This is a genomic window from Microbispora sp. CA-135349 (assembly GCF_050947365.1).
GTDB lineage: Bacteria > Actinomycetota > Actinomycetes > Streptosporangiales > Streptosporangiaceae > Microbispora.
The window spans coordinates 1,550,880-1,576,823 of sequence record NZ_CP192001.1; the positions used below are offsets into that span (position 1 = coordinate 1,550,880).

The window sequence follows — 25,944 nt, forward strand, 5'->3', positions numbered from 1 at the left end:
GTCCCTCCACGCCGTATCCAGGGCCGCCGGGAGGACCCGTGGCGGCGTCACACCGGTCCCGGCTCCTCGAACGCCATCGACACGTGCTCGGCCGTGGCCGTCATCAGGGCCCGCCGGGGCAGGCCGAGCTCGCTGAGCTCCTTGGCGATCGGGTGGTTGCCGAGCCGGATGAGCGCGCCGCCCGGCCGCCAGCGGATGCCCCGGGCGCGGGCCGTCCAGGGGATGCGGCGGGTGACGCCGTCCAGGTGGGCGTAGGCGTCCGGCGCGTCAAGGGCCGCGCCGAGCAGCGGCGCGGGCGCCGCCGGGATGCCCGGCCTGATCAGCAGGTCGACGACCATCCGGCCGTCCCTGCGGAGCAGACACCGCTTGTACGGCGAGCCGAGCCGCAGGTCCACGTCGGCCAGCTCCTTGGGGAAGCCCCAGACGGCCCGCCCGGCCTCCAGCGTGAACGCCTGGTCGACCGGCAGCCAGTGGACGAAGGCGCCCGACCCCGCCCCGCGCAGGTCCCTCAGCCCGGCCAGCGGACCGCGTCTCGGCGGAGGGCCCGCGTCGGCCGGCCGTACGAGGAAGGTGACCCCGAACTCGTTGTAGGAGCCCAGGTCGGAGTCGTGGTAACGGACGAACACCAGCGAGCACAGGGCCTTGCCCGGCAGGACCTCGGTGACGTCCATCCTGGAGTACGCGAGGACGGCGCGGGCGGCGTCGGCCCGCACCAGGAAGGCGGCGAGGCAGACCGACGCGTCGCGGACCTCCACCGGCGTCTCGACCCTGCGCCCCTGGACGACATGGCTTGCCATGGTTCCAGTACAGCAAGCCCGGCGGCCGGGCGACAGCCGTACGGCGGCAAGGTTGTGCCAGTGCTGATGTCGATTTCCGGGGCGGCCGTTCGTGTAGAAGGTGAACGGGCCCGCGCCGGGCGGGCCTCGCCGAGGAGGCGGACGAGACCATGAGGCACTATCTGCTCAGCATCCAGCAGCCCGACGGCGGGACGCCCCCGCCGGAGGTCCTGGAGCCGATCATGCGGGACCTGGCGGTCCTCAACGAGGAACTGCGCGCCGCGGGGGCGTGGGTCTTCTCCGGCGGGCTGCACGACCCGGCCACGGCGACCGTGGTGCGGGTGCGCGACGGGGAGGAGCTCGTCACCGACGGTCCCTACACCGAGGGCAAGGAGCACGTCGGTGGGCTGACGATCATCAAGGCGCCCGATCTCGACGCGGCGCTTGAGTGGGGCCGCAGGCTCGCCCGCACCACCACGCTCCCCGTGGAGGTGCGCCCGTTCGCCGGGGTCGTGGAGGGCGATGACGACCGGCAGTAGGGACCCCGGCGTCGAGCGGGTGTTCCGCGAGGAGTACGGCAGGGCCGTCGCGGTCCTGGTCCGCCACTTCGGCGACATCGACGTCGCCGAGGAGGCGGTCCAGGACGCGTTCGCCGAGGCGGTGCGGCGCTGGCCGCGCGACGGGACGCCGTCGAGCCCGGCCGGCTGGATCATCACGACCGCCCGCAACCGGGTGATCGACCGCCACCGGCGTGAGTCCCTGCGTGCGGACCGGCACGCGCGGGCGGCCCTGCTGCACGCCCCTGACGACCCCGACGACGAAGCGGCCGAGGAGGGTGCCGTGCACGACGACCGGCTCCGCCTGATCTTCACCTGCTGCCATCCCGCGCTCGCCCCGGCCGCCCGGGTCGCGCTGACGCTGCGCCTGCTCGGCGGCCTCACCACGGCCGAGATCGCGCGGGCGTTCCTGGTCCCCGAGCCGACCATGGCCCAGCGGCTGGTCCGGGCCAAAGCCAAGATCCGCGACGCGGGGATCCCGTACCGCGTCCCGCGGGAGGCCGACCTGCCGGAGCGGCTCAGGGCCGTGCTCGCCGTCGTCTATCTGATCTTCACCGAGGGGCACACGGCGAGCGCGGGCGACCGGCTGGCCCGCGACGACCTGTGCGCGGAGGCCATCAGGCTCGGCCGCCTGCTGGCCGCGCTGATGCCCGACGAGCCGGAGGTGATGGGGTTGCTCGCGCTCATGCTGCTCGTCCACGCGCGGCGCGACGCCCGCACCACCCCGTCCGGCGACCTCGTGCCGCTGCCGGAGCAGGACCGCGGCCGGTGGGACCGCGCGCTCGTCGCCGAGGGCCAGGACATCGTGCGGGCGTGCCTGCGGCGCGGCCGGCCGGGGCCCTACCAGATCCAGGCGGCGATCAACGCGGTCCACGCCGACGCGCCGATCGCCGCCGCCACCGACTGGAGGCAGATCCTGCGCCTGTACGACCACCTGCTCGCCCTCGCCCCGAACCCTGTCGTCGCCTTGAACCGGGCCGTCGCGGTGGCCGAGGTGGACGGGCCGGAGGCCGCGCTCGCCCTCGTGGACGGTCTCGACCTGGACGGCTACCACCTGTTCCATGCCGTCAGGGCCGACCTGCTGCGGCGGCTCGGCCGGGCCGGGGAGGCCGCGCGGGCGTACGAGGCGGCGATCGCCCGCACCAGGAACGCCTCCGAGCGGGCCTTCCTCGACCGCCGCCTGCGTCAGGTGCGGGAATTGAGGTAGAGCAGGACGGCCAGCACGCGGCGGTGGTCCTCCTCCGTGCCGGGCAGGCCGAGCTTGGCGAGGATCGAGCTGACGTGGGTCTCCACCGTCCGGTCGGTCAGGTAGAGCCGCCGGGCGATGCCGACGTTCGTCCGGCCCTCCGCCATGAGCGCCAGCACCTCTCGCTCGCGCGCGCTGAGCGACGCGAGGGGATCGGCGGCCCGGCGTACGCCGATGAGACGCGAGACGACCTCGGGGTCGAGCGCGGAACCGCCCGCCGCCACGCGGCGCAGCGTGTCGAGGAAGTCGTCCACGTCGAAGACCCGGTCCTTGAGCAGGTAGCCGAACCCGCCGCGGGACACCAGATCGACGGAGTGCCGGGTCTCGACGTGCTGGGAGAGCAGGACGATGCCGAGGCCGGGGTGGGCGTCGCGGATCCGCCGGGCCGCCCGCGCGCCGTCGTCGGTGTGGTCGGGCGGCATCCGGATGTCCGCGACGACCAGGTCGGGAGCGGCGGCGTCCACGGCGGCGACCAGCCCGGGGGCGTCATGGGCCTTGGCCACGATCTCGTGCCCGGCGTCGGCGAGCAGACGGGCCAGGCCCTCCCTGAACAGGGCGGAGTCCTCGCCGATCACGACGCGCACGGCAGCACCGCCTCCACCGTCGTCCCGCCGCCCTCCGGGCTGGACAGTCGCAGCGCGCCGCCCGCCGCGCGTACCCGGTCGGCCAGGCCGGCCAGCCCGGCCCCCGGCCGCATCTCGGCCCCGCCCCGCCCGTCGTCGCTGATCCGTACGGTGACCCGGTCGGCGGTCCGGCTGACGCGGACGCCGATCGCGGCGGAACCGGCGTGTTTGACGGCGTTCGTCATCGCTTCACTCGCGACGTAGTAGGCGGTCATCGCCACGTCGTCGGGCAGGTCGCCGGCCGACACGTCGAGCGCCACGGGCACCGGGACTTTCCCGGCCAGCATGACCAGCGCGTTGCCGAGACCGTCGTCGAGGCTGCTCGGCCGCAGGCCGTGCGCGATCTGCCGCAGCTCCGTGACCGCGGCGGCCAGCTCGGCCACCCACTCGTCCAGCAGGGCGTCGACGCCGGCCGTGCCGCCGCCGAGGTGGCGCTGCGCGAGCCGGATCGCCATGCCGAGAGACACCAGGCGCTGCTGGGCCCCGTCGTGCAGGTCGCGTTCGAGCCGCCGCCGCTCCTCGTAACCGGCGTGCAGCAGCCGGGTCCGGCTGGCCTCGGCCTCGTCGAGCGCCCGGCTCACCTCGATCCGCAGCCGCACCACCTCGATGAGCAGCGCGCTCGCGTCTGCCGCCTCGCGCAGCAGCTCCCGGCTTCCGGCTCGGCCGCGCACGAGCGCACCGATCTCGTGGCCGCCGAGCCGCACCGGCGTGACCTGGGCGTCACCGGCGTCACCGGGGCCGAACGGCTCTCCGGCCGCGTCGACCAGCCCGGTCGCGCCGGGCAGCCGGTAGCCGACGCGCAGTTCCGGGTCGCGCAGCGCGTCACGCAGTGCCGCCTCCAGCTCCTCCGGCCGGGCCTGCCCGGCGTGCATGCGGTCACGCAGCCGCGCGACGGCGGTCAGCACGGCCTGCCGGGCCGGGTAGAGCCGCCGGTCCACCCGGCGCTGTAGCCGTACGCGCAGGGGAGAGAGCGCGGCGGCGCAGACGGCGGTGGCGGCCGCCGCCGCGACGGGCGAGCCGCGCCCGGCGCCGAAGCCGACGAGGAACGAGGCGGCCATGTAGAAGGCCAGCAGGACCGCGGTCACCAGGCCGTAGGTGACCGCCGCGCTGATCGCCCGGTCGACGTCGTAGAGGTCGTGACGCAGCACCGCGATCGCGGTCGACACCGGAATCGCCACGGCCGTCGCCGAAAGGCCGACCACCGCCAGGTCGGGGCCGCCGAAAAACAGGTAACCGGCCCAGCACAGCAGCAGCGTGAGCGGCAGGAAACCGGCGCCGAGGGCGAACCACTTGACCCGTGCCCGGCTCACCTCGTCGGCCGCCCGCCGGTAGCGGATGACCATCGCCGCCGCCGACGTGATCAGCAGTCCGAGGAAGACCGGCAGCAGCGTTACGCCCACGATCTCCAGGACCGGCAGGTACGCCGGTGGAGGCCGCAGCAGGTGCGGCGTGTTCTCGAACGGCGGCTGATACGCCTCGGGGACGCACGCCGCGATCAGCATGAACAGCACGGGCACGACCAGCAGCCCGGCGACGGCCCAGCGCCAGCGCCGGCCCGGCAGGCGTCCGTCGGGAAAGACGAGCATGAGCAGCGCCGCGGGCACATACAGGAACATCCAGTCGCCCTGCGACAGCGCGGCGTAGACCTCGGTGAACAGCCCCCGCCGCACGGCCAGGCTCGCGTACGACTCGCCCACCGCGACGTACACGGTCGTCGCACCGGCCAGCACCAGCAGCAGGCCCACCACACTGCGCGGACGCCGGGCGGCGACCAGCACGCCGAGCACGACGGAGGGCAGGGCGAGCGCGACGCCGATCACCAGCGCCATGCCGTCCGGCGCCACCGTCCCGTCGCCGGCGACGGCGAGCACCGCCGGGGCGCCCATCAGCGCGCACACCAGCATCGCGGCGGCGTAGGCGAGCAGACGGGGGAGTGCCACGAGCACACCGTAGGCCGCGGGGCGGCCGGGGTGAATACGTGCCAGCACGGAGATCGGACCGGGGGCGGCCCGGATCCGCCGGCGGGGCCGGCGCGCGCACACTGCGGACATCGGTATCCCGCAGCTCAGGAGAAGCCCATGAAACGCTCCGTCCTTCTCGTCATCGGCCTGGTCATCGCCGGCCTGTTCGGTCTCATCGACGTGATCTCCGTGCCGTTCGGCGACGGCGAGCACCCGCCGTTCGCGGTGGCCCTGGCCGACGGCGTACTCGGCCTGATCACCGTGGTGGGCGTCGTGCCGGCCTGGCGCGGCAGCCGCGCCGGGGTGGTGGCCGTGATCGTCACCAGGCTGCTGTCGGCGCTCACCGCGGTGCCGGCGTTCTTCGCCGACGGGGTCCCGGCGCCGGCGATCGCGGTGGCCGCGGCCGGCATCGCGCTCACCCTCGCCTGCGTCGCGTTCCTCGCCCCGGCCCTGCGCTCCCACGCCTGACCCGTCCCGGCCCAAGGAGAGTCCATGGACACGGCTCCGCCGCACACTCGTCATGCGCCGCTCGCGTTGGCGCTGTTCACCGCGCCGTGGGGTTTCGTCGTCGCCAACGCGGCGTACGCCTGGGCCACACGCCACGGGGGAAGCGACGCCACCGGCGCGCAGGCGCTGGCGCTGACGGCGGCTCACCCCGGCGAGATGCGCCTGGCCACCGTCGCCGCGATGCTGGGCAGCCTGCTCATGGTCCCGGCGGTCCTCGGCGCCAGGCGGCTCATCGGAGACCGGAGCAGCAGGCTCGGCTTCCTCGGCGCGACCCTCATGGCGGCCGGATACATCTGCTACTTCGCCGTCGCCCTATCGGGGATCACCGCCACCGTCATGGTCGAGCGCGGGGGTCCTCTCGCGGATTACGCGGCGGTCCTCGACGGCGCCCAGAGCGACCCGTCGGCCGTCTGGGTGTTCCTGCTCTTCGTGCTCGGCAACCTGGCCGGCACGCTGCTGCTCGGGCTGGCCCTGCTCCGTACCCGTGTGGTGCCGCTCTGGGCCGCCGCCGCGATCATGGCGTGGCCGCCGCTGCACGTGATCGGGCTCGTGGCCGGCACCGAGTGGTTCGAGGTCGCGGGCGCGCTCACCCAGGCCGCCGGCCTCGCCGTCGCCGGGCTGCGCCTGCTGTCCGCGTCCCGCCGGCCCTGAGCGGCGGTCAGGCCGGGACCGTACGGCCGGGGCTCAGGGCCGGAACGTGGTTCGGCGCCTGGGCCCAGCGCTCCAGCAGGGCGACGAACTCCCCGGCCACGGCGGGCCAGTGGTAATGGTTCAGCGCCTCGACGTAGCCCCGGACGCCCATCGCGGCACGCCGTTCGGCGTCCGCGCGCAGGCGGAGCACGCACTGCACGACCGCGTCGGCCACCGCGCCGACGTCGCCGAAGGGCACGATCGTCCCGCAGTCGACCCGGCCGACCAGGGACGCCGCCCTCGGCAGCGGGGTCGTGACGACGGGGACGCCGCGGGCCATGTATTCGACGACCTTCGTGGGCGTCGACTCGCGGTAGTTCGGCACATCGTGCAGCAGGGACAGCCCGGCCAGGGCGCCCTCGGCCATCCGCAGCGCGTGGGTGTTGGGGACGTATCCGAACCAGTCGAGCAGCCCCGCGCGCTGCGCGTCGCGCAGCATCGGACGCACCGCGGCGTCCGCCGGTCCGATCAGGTCCAGGCGGACGCCGTACGGCCGGAGCCGCCGGGCGATCTCCACCATCTCGGCCGCGCCGCGCGCCAGGGAGATGTGACCCACGTAGACGATGCGGGAGTCCCCGGGCGGCGGGGGCGGCGCCGGCGGTACGTACGTGTGGTTGGGCACCACGGGATGCGCGCCGGGGAAGCGCTCACGGTAGGACTCCTCCGCGAGGATGAGGTGGAGCCGCTGCTCCGCCCGGCCCTCCACCGCGCGGATCAGCGGCGGCAGGACGCTCCGCAACGGCCCGGGCAGGTACGTCTTGGCGCCCAGCGCGCCGATCGTGTCCTCGTGGACGTCCCAGACCGTGGGAGGCCGCCTGCGCGGCAGCGCGAGCAGCAGCTCGATGTCGTGCACGAGCAGCAGGTCGGCGTCCCGCGCCGCAGTGCGCAGGGCGGAGGCGGCGGCCCGCAGCGCCCTTCCCCGGCGCAGGCCCACCGCCCGCGGCACGTCGACGGCCCGGATGCCCGGCCGCGGCGTCACGTTGCAGTGCGTGAACGGCGCGACGAAGGTCACCTCGTGCCCCGCGTCGAGCAGCGCCCGGATCTGCCGGTGGGTGATCCGCGCGTCCTCCGGGTGATGGACTGTCGTGCCGACGCATACCCTCATATGGGGAGGCTGACCGCGTCATCCGAAGTGACCGGATGTGCGAAGTGAATGCCTCCCGAAATGAGGCTTAACTTCCGGTGTTCGCCGGCCGCGGCACCTGCCCGCTCGGCCTTCTGTACAGCCAGACCAGCCGTGGTTCGAGCAGCCACTTGAACGCCTTGCGGGTCACCGGCAGGCACAGCACGATGGCCAGGGCGAAGCAGGAGCACGCGATGGCCGCCACCCCGAGCGGGCCGTACAGCCAGGAGAAGCTGAGCCAGCCCATCTCCTTGGCGATCATCACGGGCACGCCGTGCAGCAGGTAGCAGTAGAGCGTGCGGGTGCCGAGGTCGGTGAACCAGGTCTGGCGCCGGGGGACCAGCGACATCACGGCCGCCGACATGGCCAGCGCGGCCACCAGCAGGCCGGTGCGCAGCAGCATGCCCTTCCACCAGACCAGGTGGAGGTCCTTGTAGCTGTCCTTGTAGTAGATCGGGCCGAGCTTGATCGAGTAGTTCTTCACCAGGAAGATCGCCACGCCCGCGGCGCCCACCAGCACGAACACCGACAGCACCATCACCCAGCGCTGCTTGAGGAAGTCGAAGACCTCCGGCTTGAGCACGAGGCCGAGGACGAAGAACGGCAGCAGTCCGAAGAAGCGGTCCATGCTGAAGTCGCCGGACAGTTCGGAGAACCCGGCGAACAGGTACACGGCGATCGAGATGACGAACGGGTACTTCATCCGCTTCCACACGGGTGTGGACAGCCGCCAGAACAGCAGCGCGAGCAGATACCAGTTCAACCAGGCCGGGTCCATGATCGTGAGGCTGAACTTGTGCCCGAAGGCGGTGCGCAGCAGGGCGTACCCCAGCTCGACGATCACGTAGGGCACGAGGAACGTGTCGACCAGCTTGTTGGTCTTGGCGTTGGAGTTCCAGAAGTTCCTGGACAGGTAGCCGCTGACGATGACGAACAGCGGCATGTGGAAGACGTAGATGAATAGATACGCCGCCCGGGAGGAGTCGGCCGCCAGCGTCGGGACCAGCGAGTGCCCGATCGGCACCAGGGCGATGCCGACGAACTTCACGTTGTCCAGGTAGGGGTCGCGGGGCTTCTTGGCCCGGGGAGCGGGCTCCGGCTCGGGCTCGTCCTCCAGCCCGTCCCGCTGTCCCGTGCCTCGCGCGAACGGGTCGTCCGGCCGGACGGGTGCCTCGGCCCAGGCGGGCAGCGGAGCGCGCAGCGGCCTGCCGAGCGGACCGGTCTGGCGGGGATCGTTCACGCCGTCGGCGCCGTCGGGGGAGGAGCGTCGCCAGGGATCCCACTGCGCGGGATCGGCGTCCTGGCCGGGCCACGCGTGGGCCGGTGCGTCCGGCGTGGGCGCGGGGCTGAAGGCCGCCGGGGCGGCTGCGTGGAAGGCGTCCGGCACGCCGCGCCCGCCGCGCGGGCCGGGGGCGGTATCGGGGAACGGAACGGCGCCGAAGGGATCGTCCGGCGGGAAGGCGGGGCCCGCGCCGGACGGGGGGGTGTCCAGGAAGGGGTTCGCCGTCCTGGACGCCGCGGACGCCGGAGGCTCGGGGAAAGCGGGCGGTTCTGGGAAAGCGGGCGGTTCTGGGAAGCCGGGGGGTTCTGGGAAGCCGGGGGGTTCTGGGAAGCCGGGGAACCTGGTTCCCAGCGGCTCGGGCCCGGCACCGAAGGCCGGCGCGGGGAAGGCGGGAGAGTCACCGAAGGGAGGCGTGGGAACGTCGGCGCCGTCCTGGGAGCCGAAGCCGTCTCGTGCGCCGCCCGGCGACCGCCGGCCGACGCCGGGAAAGGCGTCGGAGAGGTTGCGGGGACCGTTGTCGGGGAACGCCTGCGGCCACGCGGGGGCCTCGGTGGCGCTCATGGGCGGGGTGCCCTGCGGTTCCGCGTTACGCCGGTCCGGGCCCCGGCCCGCGGAGAAGTAGTCGAAGCCTTCCGGCTGCGGGGCGGACGCGGGCGGCATGCCCAGGCGGGAGGCGCCCGGCTTGCGCGGCTTCCGTACGGGCAGGGGCTGCTTCTCGTACGGCTTGTCCTGCGTCCCGGAGCCGGCGGGCGCCGAACCGACAGGCGCCGAACCGATGGACGCCGAACTCCGGTCCCCCGCGCTCCGCGGCTTGCGCGTGGGCAGGGGCGGCTTCTCGTACGGCTGCTCGTACGCCTTGTCGTGCGGCGCGGCCTCGGCGGGGGCGGAACCGGTGAACGGGGCACCCGGGCCTTCGGTGCTCAACGCTTCCGCGGCTGTCGCGCCCGCCGCGCTTTCTTCGGCCCTCTCGCCGCTCTCGTGGCGCCCGTGCGGCGGCGCGGCCGGGCTCTCGTCGCCGGCTGCCGGGAGACCGCCCTCGTGCCGCCCGTGCTCATGCGGCTCGTGTGTCTGCGGGCGGTCCGCGGTCTTCGGCTCCCGCTGCGGCAGGCCGCCGCCCGGGGCGGGCCACTCTCCGGTGATGCGGCCTATCACTCCGGTGGGAGCCTCTTCGGCATCGGGGTCGACGCCCTGGGGGAAACCGGGAACCGGGGATTGATGGCGGGGGTCACTCACGGGAGAAACGCTCAGCTATCTGTTGGAGGCTCGGGGAACGGCCACGACCTGGGGTGCGTCGCCGCGTCCTTTCGGACACTAGCGAAGGCGCCCCGGCGCATCAGCCCGAACGGGCGAACAGGGCGCGTTCGCCAGGTGCTCACCCTAACGTTCTTGAACGCTGATGTCGCCTCTGGGGCCGAACGTAACCAACGTGACACCTGTCGTGTTCCTCTGTCAGGCCGCCGGACACGGACCGGGCCAGGGCTCCTCCGCCAAGGTGGTCGGCCTGGAGCCCCGGCCGGGTGGTGGGCAGGGCGCGTCAGCTCGCGCAGGGGTTGGTGTCGGAGGTGACGACGTTGTCGCCCAGGTTGATGGGGGAGCGGACGCCCTTCCAGTCGGCGCCGATGACGAGCTGGATGATCGGCCCGCGCACCTTGCCCTTGGGCGCGTCCGGCGGGGGCGACGACGGGGTGAACGGCGTGACTACGCCGCTCGCCACCTTGCCGGTCTCCGGGCTGACGGGGTTGACCAGCTTGCCGACGAGGATCTTCGAGTAGTTCCAGCCCTGACCGGTGTAGCGGACCATGGTCTTCGGCTGGTCGATGCCGCCGGGCTTCCTCGCGTCACCGACGCCGACGACGTTGAAGCCGAGCCCGGTCAGCTCCTCGGCGACCTCTTTGGCCAGGTTGTTCGTGTTGGTGCCGTTGAACACCTGCACCTTGACCTGCTGCGGCTTGGTGACCACCGGCCCCGAGGGCGCGGCGGACGCGGCCGGGCTCGCGGAGGCGGTGGGGGCCACCTCGGTGTCGTTCGCGATGGCCCTGAAGAGGTTGCCCGCGGCCGGCTGCTTCCACTGGACGCGGTTCTTGTCGGCGACGTACGGCTCCCACGGCACGGTGGTTGCTTTGAAGCCCTTCGCCGAGAGCTTCTGCGCGCTCTGCGCGATCTTGAGGAGCTCCTCGGTGTTGAGCGCGTCGTCCATGGTGACGGACCTCGCCGCGGCGGCGATGAAGTTCTGCAGCTTGCCGAGGTCGGTGAGCAGGGCGCTGCTGGTCGCCTTCTTCACGACCTGGGAGATGAAGACCTGCTGGCGCTTGATCCGGGAGATGTCGCTGCCGTCGCCGAGGCCGTAACGCAGCCGCACATAGCCGAGCGCCGCCTCGCCCTTCACGGTCTGCTTGCCGGCGGGGAGCGTGAGCTTCGACTTCTTGTCGTTGACGGCCTGCGGCAGGCAGATCTCGATGCCGCCGAGCGCGTTCACGATGTTCTTGAAGCCGGTGAAGTCGACCTTCACGTAGTGGTGGACGCGGATCCCGGTGAGGCTCTCGATGGTCCGTCGCGTGCAGATCATCCCGCCGTCGGAGAACGCGGAGTTGATCATTCCCAGATGCGCGGGGACGACCGTCCTGTTCCTGTTGTAACAGGCGGGGATCATCACCATGGAGTCGCGGGGGAAGCTGAGCAGCGTCGCCCCGTCACGGTTGGGCGACACGTGCAGCAGCATGATCGTGTCGGTGCGCTCGCCGTCGTTGACCAGGTGCTGGCCGTACTTCTTGTTGTCTCCCGCACGGGTGTCCGAGCCCACGAGCAGCACGTTGATCGCGCCGGTCTCGTTGACGGGGCGGTTCTTGTCGAGGTCGTCGCCGGACTTGCCCACGTTGAACAGGCCGATGGTGCTCCGGTAGACCTTGTAGGCCGTCAGTGTGCCGATCACCATCACGCACGTGAGCACGACGCTGATCCATCCGCCGATCCCGAGGCGGGACCGGCCGCCGCCGCCACCGCCTCCGCCACGCCGGCGAGGCGGCCTGCCGTCCGGAGGGAGAGCGCCGCCCCCGGCCGCACGGCTCGCGACGGTGGGTGCGGTGGAGACCGGGTTGCGGCCGGTCTCCTCGTCGCCGCCGCGCCTGCGGCCGCGACGCCGCGGCGGCTCCTCCTCGTACGAGGGGTCGTACGGGGGCTCGGGCGGACCGCTCGGCTCGGTGCGCCGCCCGCCTCGGCGGCGTCCCTCGTCGTAGACCTCCGGAGGGTGGTCGTCCCGGGGCGGGCGCTGCCCGCCTCGCCTACCCGGCATCTCGGCGTAGCCGGCGGGGGCGGCGGCCACCGGCATGTCGGCGTATCCGGCGGGCGCCGGGGCCGATCCGCGGCCTCGCGGGGGCTCGAAGGCCCCGTCGTAGGAGCCGGCGTCCGGGGGACCCCAGACTCTCTGGTCGGACGGAGCCTGCGGAGGACTGGTACGCGCGGCGACGCGCCTGCGCTCGCTCACCGCGCGCCCGCCAGGGAACCGGCAGCCGGACGCCGGTGTGTGGTGACCGGAGGAGCGGGCGAGAGGCCGGAAGGATTACTGGTTCGCTCGCACACTTGTCCTCCTTGCCTGGCGATCACACGTCGCGCTCCGAGGGTAGGTCACGGGAGCATCTGCGGGCGCCGCGATTGGGAGGATCCGGGCCGCGATCACGCCGTGCCACGCCCCCCTGATCCAGGGGCAGAGCATACTAAACGCCGACATTTTGGGTATGAGAATGAGTTTGCCTTTACCTGAATTTGATGTTGTGTGGGCCGTTTGGCCAGGTCGTAGCCGTCAGGTCCGTCGGTGGAGCCCCCGAACGGACAGGGCGGCGGCCAGGCAGGCGAGCGGCACCGCGGGCAGGACGTAGCGGTAGTCGAACTGGGCCGTGGCGGGCGGGACGAGCAGCAGCGCCCAGGCCGTCACCCAGGCGATGCCCCAACTCCCGGGGGCGTACCTCGGCGAGGCCCGTCCCGAGGAGGGCCGGTTCTGAGCGCGCCGGTTCTGAGAGGGCCGGTTCGCGGGCTCTGGACCCGCGTACGCCGCGCGGGTCGCGCGTGCCCTCCGGGACCCGCGCACCGACAGGGCCCTGACGGCCCAGGCGGCCGGGGGGACCAGGAGGATCGCCAGCAGCAGCGCGCCCGGCAGTCGCGCGACGTCCTGATAGGCCCGCATCGCGCCCGCGAACGGCTCGGAGATGCGCACCGTGAGGGAGCCACGCTCGTAACGCTGCGCGAACTCCTTGCCCACCACCGCGGGGTGCCGCCCGGGCGGCGGCGGCACGGTCGCCGGAAACTCGTAGTACCCGTACGTCTCGGCATCGGGGTAGACCGGCCGGCCCGGTGTGAACGACCTGCCGAGCTCGGCGAGCGTGCTGCTCAGATAGTCGAGCGGCTGGCTGCGGATCGCGAGAGAGGCGAACCTCCCGGCCAGGGCGTCGGTCTCCTCGGTGAACGTGATGCCGGGCAGCCGGACCAGGGGGGACTGCGCGTTCCAGATGTACTCCTGGGACGCGGGCCGGGACGCGGGAGGCCGGGAGTCGCACAGCACGGCGAGGTCGGCCGGCGGCTTCATCACCGAACAGTCGGCGAACGACATCGTGCGGGCGTAGAGGAAGACACCGTTGGAGCCGACCAGCCCGACGCGCTGGTAGGTCGCGTAGAACCAGCCCGCGTAGCCCGCGACGGGCAGCAGCGCCGCCACCAGGAAGGGCACGGTGAGCCTGGCCACCGCCCCGCCCGGGCGCATCGCTCCGCTCGCCCGGCGCACGCCGTACGCGAGCAGCAAGAGCGCGAAGACCGCGATCAGCGGCAGCCCGACGGTCCTGGTCAGCGTGGCGGCGGCCAGCACGAGACCGAGCGCGGCGGCCGAGCGCGGCGTCAGCGGGCGGCGCATCGCCAGGCACACCGCTCCCACGACCAGGAACGTGAACAGCGAGTCGGAGACGAGCAGGTGCTCCAGCTCGATCTGGTACGCGTCGAGCAGCACCGGGACGCAGGCCAGGGCGGCCGCCCATCGGGGGCCGCCGCGTCGCAGCACGGTCACGTAGAGCATCACGCCGACGAGCAGCCCCAGCACGTGCTGGACGGTCACGACCAGGGCGAAGCTGTGAAACGCCTCCAGCAGCCTCAGGAACATCGAATAGCCCGCCGGGCGGACGAGGTCGGGCCTCGGCCGCATGGCCGTCACGACGTACGTGTAGGAGTCGGGGAACCACAGCGCGGGCCGGTACCCGAGAGCGGTCACCAGCCGCAGGAGCGCCCCCAGACCGAGGACCACGAGGAACCATCGATGCCGGCGCGCCCACCCGGGGAGATCCGCACGGGCCCAGGCCAGCGGGTGCAGCGGATCGCGGGGCGCCAGACGCCCGCGCAGCCGGTGCCCGAGCCGGGCGGGCCCGGGGCGGCCGTGCGGGGGCTCGTATGAAGGCTCGCGCGGAGGCTCGTGTGGAGGCTCGTCTCGCTCCGGCCAGGGCGCCGAGCCCAGGCTGTCCGACACCCTCATGTACCCCCCTGCCTGCCTTCCGGCGTACGCTACCGGCTCCCCGGAAGCCCCGTGCGCGCCCCGGCCGCGCCTGTGGACAACCTCATGCCTGTGGACAAGGGCGACGCGCGCGGCGGGCGGGCCGCCCGGTGAAGGCCGGGCCACGGGACGGACCGCTAGTCTCGGGTGCATTCCAGTGCACAGATCCGGCCACTCACGGCTGCCGTGGGAGCAGGAGGCGGCGGGCAGGACGCTCGCGGCCGTCTCCGTCGTGCCCGCGCTCGCGCTGAGCGGGTGGCTGCTCGCGGGGCTTCCGCTGCTGCTGCTCGGGTGGTTCCGGCCGTTGCCCATGGCGCTGCTCGGCGGCGCCGCCGCCCTCCTGCTGTGCGCGTACGGCCTGCGCGGCCTGCCCGGGAGCGCCGCACGGCACCGGTGGGCGACGGCGGCCACAGTCGCCGTGGCGCTCGGGTCGGGGGTGTTCAACGGACTCCTGCACGGCGAGCAACTGATCATCCGGCGTGATCCGTCGACCTACGCGCAGTACGCCGTGTGGCTCGCCCGGCACGGGTCGCTGCCGGTCCCCGTGGGGGACTTCGGCGGCCCCGACCCCTCACTGCGCTTCGACAGCATGGGGTTCTACGCGGTCGACGGCGGGATCGCCCCGCAGTTCATGGCCGGGCCGCCGATGATCCACGCGATCGGCCACTGGCTGGGCGGCGTCCCCGGCCTGCTGCTCGTGCCGCCCGTGCTGGGCGCGCTCGCGGTGCTCACCGTCGCCGGGACCGCCGCGCGGCTCGTGGGCGCGCGCTGGGCGCCTCTTGCCGCCCTCGTGTTCGCGGTCTGCCTGCCGATCCTCTACACGTCGCGGACGACGTTCAGCGAGATCCCTTCGCTGATCCTGCTGTTCGGCGGGATGAACCTGCTGCTCGACGCGCGGGCCCGGCTCCGGGCAGCGCTCGGAGCGGCACCACCCGGCGCGGGCTTCGCCTCCGCCGCGCTCGCGGGGCTGTCGTTCGGGCTGGCGCTGCTGGTCCGCATCGACGGCCTGCGCGACGTGCTCCCCGTGCTCGCCTTCGCGGGGGTGCTCATCGCGCTCCGGCGGACACCCCGCGCGAGGTCCTTCCCCGAGGGGCGGCTGGGCGTGCCCCTGCTGACCGGCCTGGTCGTGGGCGGTCTGTGGGGGTTCACCGGCGGCTACGTCCTCGCCCGGCCCTACCTGGAGTATCTGTCGGGCTCGCTCATGCCCCTGCTCGCGATCTGCGCCGTCGTCGTGGTGCTCACAGTCGCCGGCACGGCTCTCGCGCCCTGGATCGCCGCCCGCGCGCGCCGGCTTCTCACGGGAGCCCGGTGGCTGCCGGACGCCGCCGCGGCCCTGGTCGTGCTGGTCCTGGCGGGCTTCGCCGTACGGCCCTGGGTGCAGACCGTGCGCCGTGTCGCGGTCACGCCCGAGGACCGGCTCACGGCCGACTTCATCGAGAAGACGCAGGCCGCCAACGGCCTGCCCGGTGACGGGTCGCGGTTGTACTACGAGCACTCCCTGAATTGGCTCTTCTGGTACGTCGGGATCCCCGCCGTCGTGCTGGCGGCCGTGGCGGCGGCCGTGCTCGCGCGCCGCCTGACCAGGGGCGGCCTGACGAAGGGAGGGGAGTTCGGCTGGCTGCTGCCGCTGGCCGTGATCGGGTGGACGACGGTGACGACGCTCTGGCGTCCCGCGATCACCCCCGACCACCCCTTCGCGTCCCGCAGGCTGGTGCCGATCGTCATCCCCGGGCTGGTGCTGCTCGCCGTCTGGGGCCTGCGGTGGCTCTCGCGGCGGCTCGCGCGCACGGGCTGGTTCGCCGCCGGTCCGGGACGCCCGCGGGCCGCCGTCGCGGCGGGGGCGCTGCTGCTGGCGGTCCCGCCCGCGATCACTTCGATCGGCACCGCGTTCACGCCGGTCAACCGGGGGGAGGTCGCCGCGGTGGCGGGACTGTGCCGCGCGATCCCGGCGAACGCCTCCGTGCTCGTCGCCGAGCGCGTCACGGGCGACCGGCTGACGCAGGTCGTGCGTGGCCAGTGCGGGGTGCCGACGGCCCGGGTGGTCCACGCTCCCGGCCGCGACGTGCCGCGTCCGGCCGACGTGCTGCGCCTGGTCGAGGGCGTCCGGCGCACCGGCCGCGTGCCCGTGCTGCTCGCCGCCGAGCCCGAGCAGCTCATGGCGTACGGCCCGGCGACCCGGGTGATGAGCCTGCGCACCCGGCAGGACGAGCGCTCCCTGGTGGACCCGCCCAACGGCACCTGGTCGCTCGCCATCGACGTCTGGATGACCGTACCCACCTGATGGATCTAGGGTTCGGCGTGTGGATTCCCCTGAGATGGAGGAATTGTCCTTCGGCGACGATCGTCGCGAACCGGAACCCAGGACGGGCCTTCTCCGGAGGCCACTGGTCGTCGCCGGAGTGGTGATCGTGCTCCTCGCCGGGCTCGGGATCGCCGGATGGCGGATCCACGAGCGGTCCCGGTGGCCGCTGCCCCCGCCGGCGGGGGCAGTGCCGCAGGCGGGGTTCTTCTCGGTCTACATGTGCCTGCACCGGACGCCCGATCTTCCGACCTGTCATGACGGCGCCGCGACGGAGCAGGACAAACGGGGGCTTGAGGCCGCGCTCAAAGCGTCGCCGGAGGTCCGGATCTTCCGCTTCCGGACTCAGCAGCAAGGGTGGAAGGACTTCCAGGAATGGGGCACGCCCGGGGATGGCTCCGGGATCGCGGGCGCCTACGAGCCCGCCGACATACCGGAGGCCTACCACGGCGCGCTCGGTCCGGGGGACTGGCAGGGGGTCAAGCGCCGATTGGAGGGCTCGCCCGGTGTCTCGGAGGTCATCGTCGTCGGGGACACCGGATGGCGCGGCAGGGCCGACATCGCGATCGAGTTCTGCCCGGACAGAGGCGACGGCGCCTACGAGCGATGCGAGCGGACTCCGAGGGCTTCCGAACAGGAGAAGGCGGCCGTACTCGGCCGGATCGAGGACATCGACGGGGTGGAGGCCGTTTACTTCGAGGATCTCGCCCACGCGCTGCGGGACAGGCGGCGCATCCTGTGGGAGAAGACGGAGGTCGATCCGCTCGTCGTGCCCGAGGGCTTCTGGCTCAAGCTCGACAGGCCGGGCAGGTCGAGCGAGATAAGAGAGATCTTCGGACGGATGCCGGGCGTCGCCGCCGTACTCGAGGTGTCCGCGCCGCCGCAGTGGCGGTTCGCGGTGACTCCCGGTGCCGGCAGATGACGGCGATCTCCGAGGAGCGTACGCGGTGGAGAAGGCCGCTCGCGGTCGCGGCGGCGGCGCTTCTCCTGGCGTCCTGTGGGAGCGCCGGGCCGTCGGATCGGCCTCAGCCCGTCGCGTCGCGGTCCCCTTCCGGAACCGCCATGGAGGGGCCGCCGCCAGATGATCCGTGGCCGCGCACGAGCGCGCTCACGCCCATGCCGCCGCCGGACGGCCCGTGGCCGGAGACGGGACAACTGGCCGTGTACTTCTGCGCGCGCTCCACCGTGTTCGACGCCTGTAACGACCGGGGAGTCGCCACGCGGGGAGAGATACGGAAGGTGCGGGCGCTGCTCGGGGCCGCGCCGGAGGTCGAGAAGGTCCGTTTCGTGTCGCAGGCGGAGCAGTTCAGGCGAACGCGAGAGGCACTGCGGGACAGACCCGATCTGCTGGAAGGCGCGGACCCCGCGGACGAGTCCGCGTCCTACGCCGCCCGGGTGGGCCCGGGGGACTGGCCCGCGCTGGTCCGCCGCCTCTCGAAGGCGGCGGGGGTGTCCAACGCCTTCGTGATCCGCGACGACTACTGGCCGGGCAAGGCTGACATCATGGTCCAGCTGTGCCCCCGGGCCGACCTCAGCGAAGGGCAGGGAGGCCTCTGCGAGGGGCGAGGGTTGGCCACTCTCGCCGAGAAGAACGCCATTCTGGACCGCATCGGCGATCTCCCCGGGCTGGAGAAGGTCTATTTCCAGGCCCGCTCCCACCAGGCTCCGATGTGGCGTCGCCGGAGAGTGCCGGAGGAAGACTTCGCCGCCTACCTTCCAGAGGTCTTCTATGTGAAGTTCTCGATCCCGCCCGTGCTGTCCGAAGTCAGGCGGGCGCTACGCGGCGCGGCCGGGGTGTTCCTGGTGGACCCGGTCGACGCGACCACGAAGGAGAAGCGGCTGTGACGGCGGCGTCCGCGAAGTGAGACCGCGATTTGGCGGGGCAGAGTACCCTAACCGGACGTGACCACGCCCGAGACCTCTGGAAGCGCCGTGACTCCCGCAGAAACCCCGTACGTCACGATCGTCCTGCCGTGTTACAACGAGCAGGACCACGTCATCGACGAGGTCGAGCGCATCTGCGCGGCCATGGACGCGAGCGGGTACACCTACGAACTGCTGGCCGTGGACGACTGCTCCACCGACGAGACGCTCGCGCGTCTGCAGGAGGCCGCGCCGCGCTTCCCGCACATGCGGATCAGGGCGTTCCACCGCAACGGCGGCTCGGGCACCGTACGCAGGATCGGCAGCCAGGAGGCCCGCGGCGAGATCGTCGTGTGGACCGACGCCGACATGAGCTACCCGAACGAGCGCATCCCCGAGCTGGTCCAGATCCTGGAGAAGGACCAGACGATCGACCAGGTCGTGGGCGCGCGCACCACCGAGGAGGGCTCGCACAAGGTCCTGCGGGTGCCGGCGAAGTGGTTCATCCGCAAGGTGGCCGAGCGGCTGGCCGGGCAGAAGATCCCCGACCTCAACTCGGGCCTGCGGGCCTTCCGCAAGTCGGTCGCCAAGCCGTACCTGCGGCTGCTGCCCCCCGGCTTCTCCTGCGTCACGACGATCACGCTGGCGTTCATGTCGAACCAGCACGACGTCTACTACCTGCCGATCGAGTATGCGAAGCGGGCCGGGAAGTCGAAGTTCAACTTCGTCTCCGACGCCTACCGCTACATCCTGCAGGTGCTGCGGATGGTCATGTACTTCAACCCGCTCAAGGTGCTCATGCCGCCCGCGCTCTGGCTGGTCGGCATCGGTTTCGTCAAGGGCCTGTACGACGTGATCCGCTACGGCTTCTACCTCACGAGCAACGCCATCGTGATCTTCATATCCGGCATGCTGATCGGTGCGGTGGCCCTGCTGGCCGACCTGATCGTGCGATCTCGGGGTGATGTGTGAGGATCGCGATCGTCGGCCCGACGTATCCGTACAAGGGCGGCGGGGCGCAGCACACCACCGAGCTGGCCCGCCGGCTGCGGGCGCGGGGCCACGACGTGGTCATCGAGTCGTGGCGGGCGCAGTACCCGTCGTTCCTGTATCCCGGGCAGCAGACGATCGACAGCCCCGAGGGCGAGCCGTACGCGAACACGCGCCGCGACCTCGACTGGCGGCGGCCGGACGGCTGGGTGGCCTGCGGGCGGCGGTTGCGCGGGGCCGACCTCGTCGTCCTCGCCGTGCTCAGCCCGGTGCAGGTGCCCGCCTACCTCGGCATCCTGTACGGCCTGCGCCGCCGGGCCCGCGTGGTGGCGCTGTGTCACAACGTGCTGCCGCACGAGACCAAGCCGTACGACAGGCCGCTGATGAAGGCGCTGCTGCGCAGGGTGGACGGCGTGCTCGCCCACTCGGAGCAGCAGGCGGACCTCGCCCGCGCGCTCACCGCCGCGCCGGTGCGGGTGGCCGCCCTCGCGCCGCACCTGCCCGCGCGCGGCGCGCGCGGGACGGCGGGCCGCGAGCCGCGGGACAGGCTGCTGTTCTTCGGCATCGTCCGGCCCTACAAGGGGCTCGACCTGTTGCTCGAGGCGCTCGCGCAGGTGCCCGGCGTACGGCTCACGGTCGCGGGCGAGTTCTGGGGCGGCCTGGAGGACACCCGCGCCCTGATCGCCCGGCTGGGCCTCGCCGAGCGGGTCGAGATCCGGCCGGGATACGTGGCGGCCGAGGACGTGCCGGAGCTGTTCGCCGCGGCCGACGCGCTGGTGCTGCCCTACCGGTCGGCGACCGCCAGCCAGAACGTGTGGCTCGGTCACGAGCACGGTGTGCCGGTGATCGCCACCCGGGTCGGGGCGCTGCCCGACAACGTACGCGACGGCGTGGACGGCCTGCTGGTGGAGCCGGGCTCGGCCGGCGCGCTGGCGGAGGCGATCAAGCGGTTCTACGAGCCGGGGACCCCCGAGCGGTTGCGGGCGGGCGTCGCGCCCGTCGACCCCGACCCGCACTGGGCCGCCTACCTCGACACCCTGCTCGCCTGATCGAACCCCGTGATCACGGGACGTGGGCGGGGCGGGCACGGGTACTGTAGGGCAGCGTGACGACGAGAGCGACCGGGAGACGAGGGTGAGCGGGGAACGCGCGGCCCAGCTGGAATACTCCGAGCTCCAGGCCGCGATGCTCGACGAGGACAAGCGCCGGCGCAAGGCCGCGAAGATCATCGCTGTGCTCGCGCACTTCCTGGGCAGGGACACGGCCAAGCCGGGCGAGGTGCTGTCGGGGCTGACCGTCGGCGACGTGGGGTGCTCGGCCGGGTTCATCGCCGACGAGCTCGCCGCCGCGGGCGCGCGGCACACGCTCGGGCTCGACATCGACGTCCCCGGCCTGCGCAAGGCGTCCGACCGCTTCGGCGGACGAGTGGGCTTCGTCTGCGCCGACGGCTCCCGCCTGCCGTTCCCGGACGGCTCGATCGACGTGCTGGTCTTCAACCACATCTACGAGCACGTGGTGGACCCCTACGCCGTGATCGCCGACATGCACCGGGTGCTGTCCGACGACGGCGTGCTCTACCTGGGCCTGGGCAACCGGCTCGGCGTCATGGAGCCGCACTACAAGCTGCCTTTCCTGTCCTACCTGCCGCCCGCCGCGGCCGACCGGTACGTGCGGGCGTTCGGCCGCGCCGACCATTACTACGAGCGCTTCCGCACCCGTCCGGGGCTGCGGCGGATGCTGGCGGGCTTCCACGTGTGGGACTACACGTTCCCGGTGCTGGCCGCGCCCGAGCGGTTCGCCGGGGGCGAGCTGTTCCCCGGCGCGGCCGGCCGCGCCGCCAAGGCCACGCTGGAGCGGACCCCGCGCCCGGCCCTGCGGGCGCTGCTGCCGGTCGTCCCCACCTACCTGTGGGTCGCGACCAAGACGCCCCGCCGTCCCCTCGGCGCGCCGCTCCCGCAGCCGCCCGAGCCGGTCCGTACGTCCCGATGAGCCGCCGCAAACTCCTGCGCGCGCTGTTCCTGCTCGTGGCGCTGGGATTCGGCGTCTGGGCGGTGGCGGGCAAGTGGACCGACGTGGCGGACGGGTTCGCCCGGCTGTCGTGGGCGGAGCTCGCCGGCTCCCTGGTGGCGGTGCTCGGCGCGCTGCTGTCGGGGATGCTCATGTGGCGGGCGCTGCTGACCGACCTGGGTTCCCCGCTGGCGTTCACCGACGCGTCCAAGATCTTCTTCGTGGGGCAGCTCGGCAAGTACATCCCCGGGTCGGTGTGGCCGGTGCTCGCGCAGATGGAGATGGGCCGCGACCACGGCATCCCCCGGCCGCGCAGCGCGGCCGCCTTCTTCCTGACGTATCCGATCTACCTCGGCACCGGCCTGCTGGTGGCCGTCGTGACGCTGCCGGTGCTCGCCGGGCAGTCGGTCGCCCGATATGCCTGGCTGCTGCTGCTCGTGCCCGTGGTCGCCGCCGCCCTGCATCCGAAGGTGGTCAACGGCGTCATCGCGTTCGGGCTGCGCAAGCTGCGCCGCCCGCCGCTCGAACGGCCGCTCACCCGGCGCGGCGTGCTCGTCGCGTGCGGCTGGGCCCTGGCGGGCTGGGCGGCCTACGGCGTGCACCTGGCGCTGATCGTGCACGGCCTCGGGGCGAGCGGGCCCTCGGCCGTGATCCTCAGCTTCGGCGCGTTCGCGCTCGCCTGGTGCCTGGGGTTCGTGTTCGTGATCGCCCCGGCCGGCGTGGGCGTGCGGGAGTTCGCGATGGTGGCCGCGCTCGCCCCGGTGCTCGACGGGCCCAAGGCCACCGCCGCGGTGCTGTGCTCCCGGCTCATCGTGTCCGTCGGCGACCTCGTGTGCGCCGGCGCCGCCGGGCTGGCCTCCCGGCGCTCGGTCCGTACGCGGAAGGAACCCGTAGTCCCGGCCTGAACCCGTGGAATCGGCGCGGGTGGCACAGCCAGGGACGACCCTCATGTGATATCGCTCACGTTTCGGGGGACGCCGGAAATAGAGTGACAGGGAGGGATGCGGGGGAAGGCGTCAGTTCATGGCGTGGGCCCCTGGCCCCTGCCGGAACACCGCCGGAACCAGCGGGACCGCGCGGGCGGGGAGTGATCCTCCCGGCTCGGCGCGGGCCCAGTGAGGGGAGCGATTCACTTGACACCCCGGGTGCTCGTCGACGCCGCCGCGGTCCCCGCCGATCGCGGCGCCCTGATCAGGTATGTCGATGGACTGGTCGCGGCCCTGCACGAGGCGGGCGCGGACATCGCGGTGGTCTGCCAGCGCGCGGACGCCGAGCGGTACGCGGCGCTGGCCCCCTCGGCGCGGATCCTCTCCGGACCGCCCGCGATCACCAACCGCAACAAGCGGCTGGCCTGGGAGCAGACCGGCCTGCCGGTCCTGGCCCGGCACGCCGGCGCCCAGGTGATCCACGCTCCCTACTATTCGATCCCGCTGGGCTCGGGCCTGCCCACGGTGGCCACCGTCCACGACGTCACCTCGTTCACCGACCCCGACCAGCACGACCCCGTCAGGGCCTCGTTCTTCCGGTCGGCCACCCGCACCGCCGTACGCCACGCGAACCGGGTGATCGTGCCCTCGAAGGCCACCATGGACGAGCTGGTCCGGGTGCTGGCCGCCGATCCCACCCGGATCGACGTCGCCTATCACGGAGTAGACCCCACGTTGTTCCACCCGCCCACGCTTGAGGACGTGCGCCGGGTGGCCGGGCGCATGGGCCTGCACGGGCGGCCGTACGTCGCCTATCTCGGGGCGCTGGAGCCGCGCAAGAACGTGCCGAACCTGGTGACCGGGTTCGGGCGCGCGGTCGCCGACCTGTCCGTGCCGCCCGCGTTGGTGCTGGCGGGCGGCCCGGCGTGGGACGAGGAGGTCGACGCCGCCGTCGCCGCGCTGCCGCCCCGGGTGAAGGTCGTGCGTCCCGGTTTCCTGCCCTTCGCCGACCTGCCGGGCTTCCTCGGCGGGGCGCTCGTGGTCGCCTCCCCGTCGCGATGTGAGGGGTTCGGGCTGCCGGTGCTGGAGGCGATGGCCTGCGGGGCGCCCGTGCTGACCACCCACCGCGCCTCCCTGCCCGAGGTGGGCGGCGACGCGGTGGCCTACACCGAGCCCGACGCCGACAGCGTCGCGCGGGCGCTGCGCGCCCTGCTGGAGTCGCCGGAGCGGCGCGAGTCGCTGGCACAGGCGGGGGTCACCCGGTCGCGCGAGTTCACCTGGCGGCACTCGGCCGAGGCCCACCTCCTCGCCTATCAGCGCGCCATCGAAGGCTAGGGCCATGATTCGTCAGGCACGACCTGAGGAGGCGTACGCCATTCCTGCCGGTGGTGTGCTTCGCGGGCGGCCTACGGTTTGCGGCCCACGCCGCCGTACTGGTACACCTCGCGGTGACGGAAGCTCGTGGTGGCTTCGGGCCGCCACTTCGGCAGTGACACCAAACCCGGCGGCAGAAACTCCAGCCCGTCGAAGAACTCCTCCAGTTCCTTCGGCGTGCGCAGAGTGAGGGGGCTGGCGTTGCTGGCGTTCCATCTGGCGGCGGCCTCGTCCATCGAGGGGCTGCGGACGCTGTGCGCGATCGCGAGGTAGCTGCCCGGGGGCAGCGCTCCCAGCAACGTGCTCACCGCCCTGTGCGCCTGAACGGTGTCGGGTACGAACTCCAGCACGCCCATGAGCATCAACGCGATCGGGCGAGAGAAATCCAGCGTCCGCGCGGCCTCCCGCAGGATGGGCGCGGGTTCGCGCAGGTCGGCGTCGAGGTAGGCGGTGGCCCCCTCGGGCGTGCTGCGCAGCAGCGCGTGAGCGTGAACCAGCACGATGGGGTCGTTGTCCACATAGACGATGCGTGCCCTGGGGTTGACGCGTTGCGCCACCTCATGGGTGTTTTCCGCCGTGGGGATGCCGGTGCCCACGTCCAGGAACTGGTCGATCCCGGCCTCGCCGGCCAGATGGCGCACGACGCGGCCGATGAACTCCCGTTCGGCCCGCGCGTTGACCGGCAGGTCCGGCATGACCTTCACGATCTCGTCCCCTACCGCGCGGTCGGGGGCGAAGTTGTCCTTGCCGCCCAGCCAGTAGTCCCAAACGCGGGCCGAATGCGGAACGGAGGTGTTGATACGCGCCGATCTCTGCTCAATCGAAGCATCCTCACTCATCAGATCCTCCTAAGGCACACCACGAGACACTGTCTGACACGCGGTCCCCAATCTAAACGATCAACGCACCGCGCAATGGCAAACCGCCGTAAAAGGGCTATTTCTCTTCAGTCCCTGAAATGGTCCGCATATCCCCGGTTCGAAGTTCGTGAACGGAGGTTGCGCGCCCGTCGGGAAACGTCCGCGCAACGGTCGGCGGCGGCGAGCCATGCGGAGGGCGCGGCTAGGCTACCCTCGCGGCTGTGAGGGAGAGTTCTGTGCGGTCGCCGGATGGTCTCGAGGCGATCCTTCTCGTGGGCGGCCAGGGCACACGTCTGCGACCGCTGACGCTCAGCACGCCCAAGCCGCTGCTTCCGACGGCGGGGGTGCCCTTCCTCGCGCACCAGCTGGCCAAGGCACGGGCGTACGGGGTGCGCCGGGTGGTCTTCGCGACGTCCTATCGGGCGTCGATGTTCAGCGAGGCGTTCGGCGACGGGTCGGGTTTCGGCCTGGAGATCGTCTACATGACCGAGGAGACCCCCCTCGGGACCGGTGGCGCGATCCGCAACGCCGCGCGGGCCCTGACCTGCCCGCCCGGGGCGCCGGTGCTCGTGCTGAACGGCGACATCCTGTCGGGTCACGACATCGCCGCCCAGGTGGAGCTGCACGTCGCGCGGGGCGCCGCGGTGACCCTGCACCTCACCGAGGTGGACGACCCGTCGAGGTTCGGCTGCGTGCCGACCGACGGCGACGGCAGGGTCAGCGCCTTCCTGGAGAAGACGCCCAATCCCGTGACCAACCGGATCAACGCCGGGTGCTACGTGTTCCAGCGTTCGGTCATCGACACGATCCCCGAGGGCCAGGTGGTCTCGGTGGAGCGTGAGACCTTCCCCGGGCTGATCGCGGCCGGCGAGCTGGTGCTCGGCTTCGCCGACAGCTCGTACTGGCTGGACGTGGGCACACCGGCGGCGTTCGTGCGGGGCTCGGCCGACCTGGTGCTGGGCAGGCTCGGCTCGCCCGCGCTGCCCGGCCCGGCGGGCGAGCGCCTCCTGCTGGACGGGGCGGTCGTGTCGCCCGAGGCCAAGGTCACCGGCGGCACCGTCGTCTGCGCCAGGGCCACGGTCGAGGCCGGCGCGAGCGTGCGCGGCAGCGTGCTGTCCGAGGACTGCCACGTCGCGTCCGGCGCGACCATCGTGGACTCGGTCGTCGGCGTCGGCGCCCGCGTCGCCTCCGGCGCCGTGCTGCGCGAGGTCGTCGTCGGCGACGGCGCGCTGATCGGCCCGGGCAACGAGCTCATCTCCGGTATGCGCGTCTGGCCCGGGGTAAATCTGCCCGAGTGCGCGGTCCGCTTCTCAAGCGACGTCTGAAACGGTCAGTG

The 25,944-nt window shown here is 72.7% G+C and carries 21 protein-coding genes; 13 read left to right on the forward strand and 8 right to left on the reverse strand.

The window, feature by feature from the left end; genetic code table 11:
* Window positions 1-47: 47 nt before the first annotated feature.
* Window positions 48-797 carry an acetoacetate decarboxylase family protein gene (locus ACQPZZ_RS07615; protein WP_432930193.1) on the reverse strand — a complete coding sequence of 250 codons (750 nt, stop codon included), beginning with the start codon at window positions 795-797 and terminating at the stop codon, window positions 48-50.
* Window positions 798-946: 149 nt separating this feature from the next.
* On the opposite strand from ACQPZZ_RS07615, the gene ACQPZZ_RS07620 reads away from it, so the two are divergent.
* Both ACQPZZ_RS07620 and ACQPZZ_RS07625 read left to right on the forward strand, forming a co-directional pair.
* Window positions 947-1,315 (forward strand): YciI family protein, encoded by a 369-nt coding sequence (locus ACQPZZ_RS07620; RefSeq protein ID WP_432930195.1) that lies wholly within the window; start codon window positions 947-949, stop codon window positions 1,313-1,315.
* Window positions 1,299-2,540: an RNA polymerase sigma factor gene (locus tag ACQPZZ_RS07625; protein ID WP_432930197.1), complete on the forward strand. Its 1,242-nt coding sequence runs from the start codon at window positions 1,299-1,301 to the stop codon at window positions 2,538-2,540. The genes ACQPZZ_RS07620 and ACQPZZ_RS07625 overlap by 17 nt, the downstream gene beginning before the upstream one ends.
* Here the strand turns inward: ACQPZZ_RS07625 and ACQPZZ_RS07630 are convergent.
* Together ACQPZZ_RS07630 and ACQPZZ_RS07635 are read right to left on the reverse strand one after the other, a co-directional pair.
* Window positions 2,519-3,163, reverse strand: coding sequence for a response regulator (locus ACQPZZ_RS07630; protein WP_432930199.1), 645 nt, complete (start codon window positions 3,161-3,163; stop codon window positions 2,519-2,521). The genes ACQPZZ_RS07625 and ACQPZZ_RS07630 overlap by 22 nt on opposite strands.
* Entirely contained in the window at window positions 3,151-5,142 is a 1,992-nt protein-coding gene (locus ACQPZZ_RS07635; RefSeq protein ID WP_432930201.1) for a histidine kinase, read from the reverse strand. Before ACQPZZ_RS07635 ends, ACQPZZ_RS07630 begins: the two co-directional genes overlap by 13 nt.
* Window positions 5,143-5,280: 138 nt before the next feature.
* Here ACQPZZ_RS07635 and ACQPZZ_RS07640 point away from each other — a divergent pair, with 138 nt between their 5' ends.
* Window positions 5,281-5,631 carry a hypothetical protein gene (locus ACQPZZ_RS07640; RefSeq protein WP_432930203.1) on the forward strand — a complete coding sequence of 117 codons (351 nt, stop codon included), beginning with the start codon at window positions 5,281-5,283 and terminating at the stop codon, window positions 5,629-5,631.
* Between the two features lie 24 nt (window positions 5,632-5,655).
* On the forward strand, window positions 5,656-6,321 hold the full coding sequence (locus ACQPZZ_RS07645; RefSeq protein ID WP_432930205.1) for a hypothetical protein: 666 nt from the start codon (window positions 5,656-5,658) through the stop codon (window positions 6,319-6,321).
* Window positions 6,322-6,328: 7 nt separating this feature from the next.
* Here ACQPZZ_RS07645 and ACQPZZ_RS07650 read toward each other — a convergent pair whose 3' ends face one another.
* From ACQPZZ_RS07650 to ACQPZZ_RS07665, 4 genes are all read right to left on the reverse strand, one after another.
* Entirely contained in the window at window positions 6,329-7,465 is a 1,137-nt protein-coding gene (locus ACQPZZ_RS07650; protein WP_363639757.1) for a glycosyltransferase family 4 protein, read from the reverse strand.
* Between the two features lie 67 nt (window positions 7,466-7,532).
* A complete protein-coding gene (locus tag ACQPZZ_RS07655; RefSeq protein ID WP_432930207.1) occupies window positions 7,533-9,998 on the reverse strand; it encodes an acyltransferase family protein in 2,466 nt (821 codons plus the stop codon).
* Window positions 9,999-10,299: 301 nt separating this feature from the next.
* Complete coding sequence (locus tag ACQPZZ_RS07660; RefSeq protein ID WP_432930209.1) at window positions 10,300-12,246, reverse strand: LCP family protein; 1,947 nt, start codon at window positions 12,244-12,246, stop codon at window positions 10,300-10,302.
* A 315-nt stretch (window positions 12,247-12,561) separates the two neighbouring features.
* Window positions 12,562-14,271, reverse strand: a complete 1,710-nt coding sequence (locus ACQPZZ_RS07665) for a hypothetical protein (protein WP_432930211.1) — start codon at window positions 14,269-14,271, stop codon at window positions 12,562-12,564.
* Window positions 14,272-14,446: 175 nt separating this feature from the next.
* Between ACQPZZ_RS07665 and ACQPZZ_RS07670 the strand changes: the two genes are divergently transcribed.
* From ACQPZZ_RS07670 to ACQPZZ_RS07705, 8 genes are all read left to right on the forward strand, one after another.
* The gene (locus ACQPZZ_RS07670) at window positions 14,447-16,570 is read left to right on the forward strand and encodes an ArnT family glycosyltransferase (RefSeq protein WP_432930213.1); all 2,124 of its coding nucleotides are present in this window, start codon (window positions 14,447-14,449) and stop codon (window positions 16,568-16,570) included.
* A 19-nt stretch (window positions 16,571-16,589) separates the two neighbouring features.
* Window positions 16,590-17,510, forward strand: a complete 921-nt coding sequence (locus ACQPZZ_RS07675; protein ID WP_357325023.1) for a permease-like cell division protein FtsX — start codon at window positions 16,590-16,592, stop codon at window positions 17,508-17,510.
* 194 nt (window positions 17,511-17,704) lie between these two features.
* Window positions 17,705-18,433 (forward strand): permease-like cell division protein FtsX, encoded by a 729-nt coding sequence (locus ACQPZZ_RS07680; RefSeq protein WP_432930216.1) that lies wholly within the window; start codon window positions 17,705-17,707, stop codon window positions 18,431-18,433.
* A 57-nt stretch (window positions 18,434-18,490) separates the two neighbouring features.
* Entirely contained in the window at window positions 18,491-19,423 is a 933-nt protein-coding gene (locus ACQPZZ_RS07685) for a glycosyltransferase family 2 protein (protein ID WP_432930218.1), read from the forward strand.
* Window positions 19,420-20,490: a glycosyltransferase family 4 protein gene (locus ACQPZZ_RS07690; RefSeq protein WP_432930220.1), complete on the forward strand. Its 1,071-nt coding sequence runs from the start codon at window positions 19,420-19,422 to the stop codon at window positions 20,488-20,490. Before ACQPZZ_RS07685 ends, ACQPZZ_RS07690 begins: the two co-directional genes overlap by 4 nt.
* An 85-nt stretch (window positions 20,491-20,575) precedes the next feature.
* Complete coding sequence (locus tag ACQPZZ_RS07695) at window positions 20,576-21,430, forward strand: methyltransferase domain-containing protein (protein WP_432930222.1); 855 nt, start codon at window positions 20,576-20,578, stop codon at window positions 21,428-21,430.
* Window positions 21,427-22,353: a lysylphosphatidylglycerol synthase domain-containing protein gene (locus tag ACQPZZ_RS07700; RefSeq protein WP_432930224.1), complete on the forward strand. Its 927-nt coding sequence runs from the start codon at window positions 21,427-21,429 to the stop codon at window positions 22,351-22,353. The genes ACQPZZ_RS07695 and ACQPZZ_RS07700 overlap by 4 nt, the downstream gene beginning before the upstream one ends.
* Before the next feature lie 228 nt (window positions 22,354-22,581).
* Window positions 22,582-23,709, forward strand: coding sequence for a glycosyltransferase family 4 protein (locus ACQPZZ_RS07705; protein ID WP_432930226.1), 1,128 nt, complete (start codon window positions 22,582-22,584; stop codon window positions 23,707-23,709).
* Between the two features lie 71 nt (window positions 23,710-23,780).
* On the opposite strand, the gene ACQPZZ_RS07710 is transcribed toward ACQPZZ_RS07705, so the two are convergent.
* A complete protein-coding gene (locus tag ACQPZZ_RS07710) occupies window positions 23,781-24,587 on the reverse strand; it encodes an SAM-dependent methyltransferase (RefSeq protein WP_432930228.1) in 807 nt (268 codons plus the stop codon).
* A 242-nt stretch (window positions 24,588-24,829) separates the two neighbouring features.
* Here ACQPZZ_RS07710 and ACQPZZ_RS07715 point away from each other — a divergent pair, with 242 nt between their 5' ends.
* Window positions 24,830-25,933, forward strand: coding sequence for a sugar phosphate nucleotidyltransferase (locus ACQPZZ_RS07715; RefSeq protein WP_432930230.1), 1,104 nt, complete (start codon window positions 24,830-24,832; stop codon window positions 25,931-25,933).
* The last annotated feature ends 11 nt before the right edge of the window (window positions 25,934-25,944 follow it).